Here is a 9629-nt window from a genome sequence, read left to right on the forward strand (position 1 = left end):
CACGTCGAGCGTGTCGGCGCGCACCGCGTCGAACAGCTCTCGTGCGCGCCAGGTGAGCTCCTCGCGGGTGGCCGTGTGGTCGTCGAGCTTGGGGCGGGTGAGGAAGACGGACCCTGCGGCGTTGAGCCGCTGCGGGTCGAACGGGGGGACCGCGCCCGAGGAGGCGCCGAACAGGACGAGCGTGCCGCGGCGGTGCAGCGAGGCCAGCGACGCGTCGAAGGTGTCCTTGCCCACCGAGTCGAAGACCGCGTGCACGCCGCGGCCGTCGGTCAGGGCGCGGACCTCGGCGGGCAGGTCGTGCGTCAGGTCGTCCAGGTCGCGGTACCGGATGACGTCGGCGGCTCCCGCCTCGCGCGCGAGGCGCTCCTTGTCGGCACTGCCGACGGTGGCGATGACGCGTGCTCCGCGCTGGGCGGCCAGCTGCGTGAGCAGGAGGCCGACGCCGCCCGCGGCCGCGTGCACGAGCACGTCGTGCCCCTCCTGGACGGGGAACGTCGAGGTGACCAGGTAGTGCGCGGTCATGCCCTGCAGGGGGAGCGCGGCGGCGACCTGGTCCGGGACGCCCTCGGGCACGAGCAGGGCCCGGGACTCGCGGACCGTCACCAGCTCCGCGTACGAGCCGGGCGACGCCGACCACGCCACGCGGTCACCGACGGCGATCTCGCTGACGTCGGCACCGACCGCGACGACCTCTCCCGCGCCCTCGGACCCCACGACGTGCGGGAACGGCATCGGGTAGGCGCCGCCGCGGCGGTAGGTGTCGATGAAGTTGACGCCGGCGGCGGCGACGCGGACGAGGACCTCGCCGGCGGCCGGCTCCGGGTCGGGGAGGTCGACGAGCTGGAGGACGTCGGGACCGCCCGGGGCGGTGGCCTGGATCGCGCGCACGTTGGCGGCAACGCGACGACGCCGCGGCATCTTCCCGGAAAGTCGTTCGTATCTTCGTGCATGCGCGTGTATGTTCATGCACATGACGTTCACGGTCGCGGTCGCGGGAGCCAGCGGGTACGCCGGCGGCGAGATGCTCCGCGTGCTCCTCGCGCACCCCGAGGCCCGGATCGGCGCGCTGACGGCCCACTCCAACGCGGGCACCCGGCTGGGCGAGCACCAGCCCCACCTGCGGTCGCTGTCGGACCGCGTCCTCGAGCCGACGGGCGTCGACGCCCTCGCGGGTCACGACGTCGTCGTGCTCGCCCTCCCGCACGGCGCGAGCGGCGCGATCGCCGCCGAGCTGGCGGCACGGGGGGACTCGGCCGTCGTCGTCGACCTCGGCGCGGACCACCGGCTGGTCGACGCGGCGGACTGGCAGGAGTTCTACGGCAGCGCGCACGCCGGCACCTGGCCGTACGGCCTGCCCGAGCTCCTCCACCCGGGRGAGCGGACCGCCGTCGGTCAGCGGGCCGTCCTGGCAGCCGCGCGCCGGATCGCCGTGCCGGGCTGCAACGTCACCGCCGTCTCGCTCGGGCTGCAGCCCGGTGTCGCCGCCGGCCTGATCGAGCCGACCGACCTGGTCGCCGTCCTGGCCAACGGCTACTCGGGCGCGGGCAAGTCGCTCAAGACCCACCTGCTGGCCGGCGAGGCGCTGGGCAACGCGCAGCCGTACGCGGTCGGGGGCACGCACCGCCACATCCCCGAGATCGCGCAGAACCTGCGGTCGGCAGGGGCCTCGGCGGTGACCATCTCGTTCACCCCGACGCTCGTGCCCATGTCCCGCGGCATCCTGGCGACGGCGACCGCCCGTCTCGCCCCCGGCGTCGACCCGGAGACGGTCCGTGCCGCGTGGGAGCAGACGTACGCCGACGAGCCGTTCGTGCACCTGCTCCCCGAAGGGCAGTGGCCGACGACGGCTGCGACGCTGGGTGCCAACACGGCGCTCGTGCAGGTCGCGGTGGACGCACGGGCCGGTCGGGTCGTGACCGTCACCGCGATCGACAACCTGGTCAAGGGCACCGCCGGCGGCGCCCTGCAGTCCCTCAACCTCGCGCTCGGGCTGCCCGAGACGCTCGGCCTCCCCCTGGACGGAGTCGCACCGTGACCACCGAGACGTTCGCCCTTCCCTCGCCCGGCGTCACCGCGGCGGCGGGCTTCCGCGCGTCCGGCGTCACCGCCGGGCTCAAGGCGTCGGGCCGTCCCGACCTCGCGCTCGTGGTCAACGACGGACCGTCGCAGGCGGCCGCCGCGGTCTTCACGACGAACCGCGTCGTCGGCGCCCCGGTGGTCTGGTCCCGTCAGGCCGTCGCGGACGGCGTCGTGAGCGCGGTCGTCCTCAACTCGGGCGGCGCCAACGTCTGCACCGGACCCGAGGGCTTCCAGGACACGCACGCGACGGCCGAGAAGGTCGGCACCGCCCTCGAGATCTCGGCCGGTGACGTCGTCGTCTGCTCGACCGGCCTGATCGGCGAGCGGCTGCCCATCGACACGCTCCTCGCGGGCGTCGACCTGGCCGTCGAGGCGCTGTCGCCCGACGGGGGCCCGGACGCGGCCGTCGCGATCATGACCACGGACACCGTCCCGAAGACCGCCCACATGCACATCGACGGCGACCGGGGGACGTGGACCATCGGCGGCATGGCGAAGGGCGCGGGGATGCTCGCGCCGGGCCTCGCCACGATGCTCTGCGTCATCACCACGGACGCCGTGGTCGACGCCGAGACCGCCGCGGCCGCGCTGCGCACCGCGACGTCGGAGACGTTCGACCGCGTCGACTCCGACGGCTGCATGTCGACGTCCGACACGGTGACGCTCCTGATCTCGGGCGCCAGCCGCGCGGTCCCGGATCCTGCCGGCTTCACTGCCGCGTTGACCCAGGTCTGCGGCGAGCTCGCGCGCGCCCTGGTGGCCGACGCGGAGGGGGCTACGCACGACATCGCCGTGACCGTCATGGGCGCCGAGACGCAGGACGCCGCGCTCGCGGTCGCCCGGGCCGTGACCCGCTCCAACCTGTTCAAGGCCGCGATGTACGGCAACGACCCCAACTGGGGCCGCGTGCTCGCGCAGGTCGGGACCGTGCCGGAGAGCGTCGCCGCGTTCGACCCCGCCCAGCTCGACGTCACCATCAACGGCGTCCAGGTGTGCAAGGCCGGCGGCGCGTTCCGGCCCCGGTCCGAGGTCGACCTGGCCGCGAGCCGCGAGGTCCGCGTGCTCATCGACCTGCACGCCGGGTCCGAGCTGGTCACGGTCTGGACCAACGACCTCACGCACGACTACGTCCACGAGAACAGCGCGTACTCCACATGAGCGACTTCACGTTCAACACCCGCACGGACCTGCGCGCCGACCAGAAGGCGGAGGTCCTCATCGAGGCCCTGCCGTGGCTGCAGAAGTTCGCGGGCGCGCTCGTCGTCGTGAAGTACGGCGGCAACGCGATGATCGACGAGGACCTCAAGCGGGCGTTCGCGCAGGACATGGTGTTCCTGCGGCAGGTCGGTCTCAAGCCGGTCGTCGTGCACGGCGGGGGCCCGCAGATCAACGCGATGCTCGACCGCCTCGGCATCGAGTCGGAGTTCCGCGGCGGGCTGCGCGTGACCACCCCCGAGGCGATGGACGTCGTCCGGATGGTGCTCACCGGGCAGGTCTCGCGCGAGCTCGTCGGGCTGCTCAACGCGCACGGCCCGCACGCGGTCGGCCTGTCGGGCGAGGACGGCGGCCTGTTCCAGGCGCGCCGGCGGTCCGCGGTCGTCGACGGCCGGCCCGTGGACATCGGGCTCGTCGGCGACGTGGTCAAGGTCAACCCGGGCGCCGTCCTGGACCTGCTCGACGCCGGCCGGATCCCGGTGGTGTCGACCGTCGCGCCGGACATCGACGACCCCACCCAGGTGCTCAACGTCAACGCGGACACCGCGGCCGCCGCGCTCGCCGTGGCGCTCGGCGCGCGCAAGCTCATCGTCCTCACGGACGTCGAGGGCCTCTACACCAGCTGGCCGGACAAGACGTCGCTGGTGCGTCGCCTGCGGGCCAGCGCGCTCGCCGAGCTGCTGCCCGGGCTCGACGCCGGCATGCGCCCGAAGATGGAGGCCTGCTGGCGCGCCGTCGAGGGCGGCGTGGGCCGCGCGCACGTGATCGACGGGCGCGCGCCGCACTCGATCCTGGTCGAGGTCTTCACCACCGAGGGCATCGGCACCATGGTCCTGCCCGACCAGGAGCCCGCCGACGCCCCCTTCACCGCCCCCATCCCCGTGATTCCCCGCGACCCCGAGGTGACCGCATGACCGTCGAGAACGGCACGCTCGAGAGCTCGCGGGCGCGGCACCGCTCACCCGACAGCCCGGACGGAAACCTGCCGGTGCAGGCCACCGACGGCTCCGTCGCCCAGTGGACCGACCGCTACACGCATGCCGTGATGGACACGTTCGGCGCCCCGCAGCGCGTGCTGGTCCGCGGTGAGGGCGTGTACGTGTGGGACGCCGACGGCCGGCGGTACCTCGACCTGCTCGGCGGCATCGCCGTCAACTCGCTCGGCCACGCGCACCCGACCCTGACGGCCGCGATCAGCGCGCAGCTGGGCACGTTGGGCCACGTCTCCAACTTCTTCGCCAGCCCGACGCAGATCGCGTTCGCGGAGCGGCTGCTCGGCCTCGCGGGCGCGCCCGCCGGCTCGCGGGTGTTCCTCACCAACTCGGGCACCGAGGCCAACGAGGCGGCGTTCAAGCTCGCCCGCCGCAACGGCGGCACGGACCGCCCGCGGATCCTCGCGCTCGAGGGCTCGTTCCACGGCCGCTCGATGGGCGCGCTGGCGCTCACGCACAAGGCCGCCTACCGCGAGCCGTTCGAGCCGCTGCCGGGGGGTGTCGAGTTCGTGCCGTTCGGCGACGCCGGCGCGCTCGAGGCCGCGTTCGCCCACGGTGGGGACCAGGTCGCCGCGCTGTTCGTCGAGCCGCTGCAGGGTGAGGCCGGCGTGCGGCCGCTGCCGCCCGGCTACCTGGCGCTGGCCCGACGGCTGACCGCGGACAACGGCGCGCTCCTGATCCTCGACGAGGTGCAGACCGGCATGGGCCGGACCGGCGCCTGGTTCGCGCACCAGCACCCGCACATCGGCGGCGGCATCGTGCCGGACGCGGTCACGGTGGCGAAGGGGCTCGGGGGAGGCTTCCCGGTCGGCGCGCTCATCGCGTACGGCGAGACGACCGCGACCCTGCTGGGCCGCGGGCAGCACGGCACCACGTTCGGCGGCAACCCCGTCGCCTCCGCGGCCGGCCTGGCGACGATCGCGGTCATCGAGCGCGACGGTCTGCTCGCCCACGTCGGGGCGCTGGGTGCGTCGATCCGCGAGCGGATCGCCGGCACCGGTCACCCGCTCGTCGGCGAGGTGCGGGGCGAGGGTCTGCTCATCGGCATCGAGCTCACCGCGCCGGTCGCCGCCGAGGTCGCCGCCCGCGCCCTCGAGGCCGGGTTCATCGTCAACCCGTGCACGCCGACGACGATCCGGCTCGCGCCCCCGTACCTCCTCACCGCGGAGCAGGCGGGCACGTTCGTCGACTTCCTGGCCAACCTCCCGCGGGACCTGCCATGACCCGCCACTTCCTGGCCAACCTCCCGCGGGACCTGTCATGACCCGGCACTTCCTCCGCGACGACGATCTCTCCCCCCGCGACCAGCGCGCCGTCCTCGAGCTCGCCCTCGCGTTCCGCGACGACCGGTTCATCCGCACACCGCTCACGGGTCCGCGGGCCGTCGCCGTCATCTTCGACAAGCCGACCCTGCGCACGCAGGTGTCCTTCACGGCGGGCATCGCGGAGCTCGGCGGCTTCCCGCTGAGCGTCGACGGCAAGCTGGCGCGGATCGGGGAGCGCGAGTCGATCGAGGACACAGCACGGGTGCTCGGTCGGCAGGTGGCCGCGATCGTCTGGCGCACGTTCTCCCAGCACCGCCTCGAGCAGATGGCGGAGCACTCCGGCGTCCCGGTGGTGAACGCGCTGACCGACAGCTTCCACCCGTGCCAGATCCTCGCGGACCTGGCCACCATCGCGCAGCACCGCGGGGGAGTCGGGGGACTGCCGGGCCGGACGCTCGCGTACGTGGGCGACGGGGCCAACAACATGGCCCACTCGTACCTGGTCGGCGGCGCGACGGCCGGGCTGCACGTGCGGATCGGCACGCCGGAGGGCTACCTGCCGGACGCCTCGATCCTCGCCGACGCGGCGGCGATCGCGGCGAGCACGGGCGGGTCGGTCACGGTGGTGCACACGATCGCCGAGGCCGTGACCGGTGCGGACGTCGTCGCCACGGACACCTGGGTGTCGATGGGGCAGGAGTCCGAGGCGGCTGACCGGGAGACGCCGTTCGTGCCGTTCCGCGTCGACGCGGCCGCCATGGCCCTCGCGAAGCCCGACGCGCTCGTCCTGCACTGCCTGCCCGCGTACCGCGGCAAGGAGATCACCGCCGAGGTGCTCGACGGCCCGCAGTCGGTGGTGTGGGACGAGGCCGAGAACCGGCTGCACGCGCAGAAGGCGCTCCTGTCGTACCTGGTGGAGGGCTCATGAGCGTCACGGCCCCGCACACCAAGGCGGCCCGCCACGCGCTGGTCACCTCGCTGCTCACCCGCGGCTCGGTGCACTCGCAGCAGCAGCTCGCCGAGCTGCTCGCGGCCGAGGGCGTCACGGTCACGCAGGCGACCCTGTCGCGCGACCTGGTCGAGCTGCGCGCGGTGAAGATCCGCACGCCGTCCGGCGCCCTGGCGTACGCGGTCCCCGCCGAGGGTGGCCTGCGCGCCCCCGCGGCCGGTCCCGACGAGGAGATGCTGGCGGCGCGCCTCTCGAGGCTCTGCGCCGAGCTCCTGGTCACCGCGGAGGCGTCGGGCAACCTCGTCGTCCTGCGCACGCCCCCCGGCGCGGCGCAGTTCCTGGCCTCGGCGATCGACCACTCGATCCTGCCCGCCGTCCTCGGCACCATCGCGGGCGACGACACGGTCCTGGTCATCGCTCGCGAGGGCGAGACCGGCGCGGCGCTCGCGGCGCGGTTCCTCGCCCTGGCCACCCGTCCGTCAGACTGATCAGCAGCACCTCGTTCCTGCGTCACGCACACATCGAAGAGAGAAGAACATGACTGAGCGCGTCGTCCTCGCCTACTCCGGCGGCCTGGACACCTCCGTCGGCATCGGCTGGATCGCCGAGGCCACCGGCGCCGAGGTGATCGCCGTCGCGGTCGACGTCGGCCAGGGCGGCGAGGACCTCAACGTCATCCGCCAGCGCGCGCTCGACTGCGGCGCCGTCGAGGCCTACGTGGCCGACGCCCGCGACGAGTTCGCCACCGAGTACTGCATGCCGGCGCTCAAGGCGAACGCGCTCTACCTCGACCGGTACCCGCTGGTCTCGGCGCTGTCCCGCCCGGTCATCGTCAAGCACCTGGTCCGTGCCGCCCGCCAGTTCGGCGCGACGACCGTCGCCCACGGCTGCACCGGCAAGGGCAACGACCAGGTCCGCTTCGAGGTCGGCATCACGTCGCTTGCCCCGGACCTCACGTGCCTCGCGCCCGTCCGGGACCTCGCGCTGACCCGCGACAAGGCGATCGAGTTCGCCACCCGCAACGCGCTGCCCATCGAGACGACCAAGCACAACCCGTTCTCGATCGACCAGAACGTCTGGGGTCGTGCGGTCGAGACCGGCTTCCTCGAGGACATCTGGAACGGCCCCACCAAGGACGTCTACACCTACACGGACGACCCGACGTTCCCGCCGGTCGCCGACGAGGTCGTCATCACGTTCGAGGCCGGCGTCCCGGTCGCGCTGGACGGCATCCCGGTGACGCCGCTGCAGGCGATCCAGGAGATGAACCGCCGCGCGGGTGCCCAGGGCATCGGCCGGATCGACATCGTCGAGGACCGCCTGGTCGGCATCAAGTCGCGCGAGGTCTACGAGGCCCCCGGCGCGATCGCGCTGATCGCCGCGCACCAGGAGCTCGAGAACGTCACCGTCGAGCGCGAGCAGGCCCGGTTCAAGCGGGGCGTCGAGCAGCGCTGGACCGAGCTGGTCTACGACGGCCAGTGGTTCTCGCCGCTGAAGAAGTCGCTCGACGTCTTCGTCGACGACACGCAGCGCTACGTCTCGGGCGACGTCCGGATCGTCCTGCACGGCGGCCGTGCGACGGTCACGGGCCGCCGGTCGGACGCGAGCCTGTACGACTTCAACCTGGCCACCTACGACACGGGCGACTCGTTCGACCAGTCGGCGGCCAAGGGCTTCATCGAGATCTACGGCCTGTCGTCCAAGCTCGCCGCGGCGCGCGACGTGCGCTTCGGCAACGGGGTGGACCTGGGCTCGCAGGGTGGCATCGCGGATGCCTGAGGAGGCTCCGCTCGCGCTGTGGGGCGGCCGGTTCGCGTCCGGGCCGGCCGCCGCCCTGGCGGACCTGTCCCGCTCGACGCACTTCGACTGGCGCCTGGCCGACGTCGACATCTCGGGCTCCGTCGCGCACGCGCACGTCCTGCACACCGCGGGTCTGCTCACCGACGACGAGGTCGCGGCGATGATCGACGCGCTCGAGCGGCTGCGGGCCGACGTCGCGAGCGGCGCCTTCGGTCCTGCGCCTGACGACGAGGACGTGCACACGGCTCTCGAGCGGGGCCTGATCGAGCGCGCGGGGGCCGACGTCGGCGGCAAGCTGCGCGCCGGTCGCTCCCGCAACGACCAGATCGCCACGCTCGTGCGGATGTACCTGCGCCGGGAGGCGCGGACGCTGGCCGGGCTGGTGCTCGACGTCGTCGACGCGCTGGTCGACCAGGCCGCGGCCGCCGGCGAGGCCCCCATGCCGGGCCGGACGCACCTGCAGCACGCGCAGCCGGTGCTGCTCGCGCACCACCTGCTCGCCCACGCCTGGCCGCTCATGCGCGACGTCGACCGCTGGATCTCCTGGGACGGCCGCGCGGCGTTCTCGCCCTATGGCTCCGGCGCGCTGGCGGGCTCGTCGCTGGGCCTCGACCCGGCGGCCGTGGCCGAGGAGCTCGGCTTCGTCGGCCCGGTCGAGAACTCGATCGACGGCACGGCCTCGCGCGACGTCGTCGCGGAGTTCGCGTTCGTGGCCGCCATGCTCGCCGTCGACGTCTCCCGGCTCGCCGAGGAGGTCGTCCTGTGGTCGACCAAGGAGTTCGGCTTCGTGCGACTGCACGACGCCTTCTCCACGGGGTCGAGCATCATGCCGCAGAAGAAGAACCCGGACGTCGCCGAGCTCGCGCGCGGCAAGGCCGGGCGCCTGATCGGCGACCTGACGGGCCTGCTCGCCACCCTCAAGGGCCTCCCGCTCGCGTACAACCGCGACCTGCAGGAGGACAAGGAGCCGGTGTTCGACCAGGTCGACCAGCTCACGATCCTGCTCCCCGCGTTCGCCGGGATGATCGCGACGCTCACGTTCGACACGGACCGCATGGCGTCGCTCGCCCCGCAGGGCTTCTCGCTCGCGACGGACATCGCCGAGTGGCTCGTGCGCGAGGGCGTGCCGTTCCGCGTGGCCCACGAGGTCGCGGGCGCGTGCGTCCGGGCCTGCGAGGAGCACGAGCCGGCCATCGAGCTGTGGGACCTGACCGACGACGAGCTCGCGGCGATCTCGCCGCACCTGACGCCGGGCGTGCGCGCGGTGCTCACCGTCGAGGGGTCGTTGGCGTCCCGTTCGGCCGTCGGCGGGACGGCTCCGTCGGCGGT

Annotated in this window: 9 protein-coding genes; 8 read left to right on the top strand and 1 reads right to left on the bottom strand. The window is 73.6% G+C overall.

Translation table 11 applies throughout. The features are described 5' to 3' along the window. A partial coding sequence (locus ACXJKG_RS15910) for a quinone oxidoreductase family protein (protein WP_456846720.1) occupies positions 1-888 on the bottom strand: 888 nt, incomplete at its 3' end. 82 nt (positions 889-970) lie between these two features. Between ACXJKG_RS15910 and argC the strand changes: the two genes are divergently transcribed. The 8 genes from argC to argH all read left to right on the top strand — a co-directional run. Continuing rightward, a complete protein-coding gene (gene argC / locus ACXJKG_RS15915; RefSeq protein WP_456846721.1) occupies positions 971-2035 on the top strand; it encodes an N-acetyl-gamma-glutamyl-phosphate reductase in 1065 nt (354 codons plus the stop codon). Next, complete coding sequence (argJ, locus tag ACXJKG_RS15920; RefSeq protein ID WP_456846722.1) at positions 2032-3237, top strand: bifunctional glutamate N-acetyltransferase/amino-acid acetyltransferase ArgJ; 1206 nt, start codon at positions 2032-2034, stop codon at positions 3235-3237. The genes argC and argJ overlap by 4 nt, the downstream gene beginning before the upstream one ends. Then, entirely contained in the window at positions 3234-4208 is a 975-nt protein-coding gene (gene argB / locus ACXJKG_RS15925; protein ID WP_456846723.1) for an acetylglutamate kinase, read from the top strand. The genes argJ and argB overlap by 4 nt, the downstream gene beginning before the upstream one ends. Beyond that, positions 4205-5509 carry an acetylornithine transaminase gene (locus ACXJKG_RS15930; RefSeq protein ID WP_456846724.1) on the top strand — a complete coding sequence of 435 codons (1305 nt, stop codon included), beginning with the start codon at positions 4205-4207 and terminating at the stop codon, positions 5507-5509. The genes argB and ACXJKG_RS15930 overlap by 4 nt, the downstream gene beginning before the upstream one ends. 37 nt (positions 5510-5546) lie before the next feature. After that, positions 5547-6479, top strand: coding sequence for an ornithine carbamoyltransferase (gene argF / locus ACXJKG_RS15935; RefSeq protein ID WP_456846725.1), 933 nt, complete (start codon positions 5547-5549; stop codon positions 6477-6479). Beyond that, entirely contained in the window at positions 6476-6988 is a 513-nt protein-coding gene (locus ACXJKG_RS15940) for an arginine repressor (RefSeq protein ID WP_456846726.1), read from the top strand. Before argF ends, ACXJKG_RS15940 begins: the two co-directional genes overlap by 4 nt. 49 nt (positions 6989-7037) lie before the next feature. Next, positions 7038-8279, top strand: coding sequence for an argininosuccinate synthase (locus ACXJKG_RS15945; protein WP_456846727.1), 1242 nt, complete (start codon positions 7038-7040; stop codon positions 8277-8279). Further along, positions 8272-9629, top strand: a 1358-nt coding sequence (gene argH / locus ACXJKG_RS15950; RefSeq protein ID WP_456846728.1) for an argininosuccinate lyase, incomplete at its 3' end; no start/stop codon positions are given. The genes ACXJKG_RS15945 and argH, both read left to right, overlap by 8 nt.

This window comes from Cellulomonas sp. P5_C6 (assembly GCF_054049635.1).

Bases quoted from the DNA above. Each gene is read 5' to 3' on its own strand.
- ACXJKG_RS15940 (WP_456846726.1), top strand. From the start codon at position 6,476: ATGAGCGTCACGGCCCCGCACACCAAGGCGGCCCGCCACGCGCTGGTC.
- argB (WP_456846723.1), top strand. From the start codon at position 3,234: ATGAGCGACTTCACGTTCAACACCCGCACGGACCTGCGCGCCGACCAG.
- ACXJKG_RS15930 (WP_456846724.1), top strand. From the start codon at position 4,205: ATGACCGTCGAGAACGGCACGCTCGAGAGCTCGCGGGCGCGGCACCGC.
- ACXJKG_RS15945 (WP_456846727.1), top strand. From the start codon at position 7,038: ATGACTGAGCGCGTCGTCCTCGCCTACTCCGGCGGCCTGGACACCTCC.
- argF (WP_456846725.1), top strand. From the start codon at position 5,547: ATGACCCGGCACTTCCTCCGCGACGACGATCTCTCCCCCCGCGACCAG.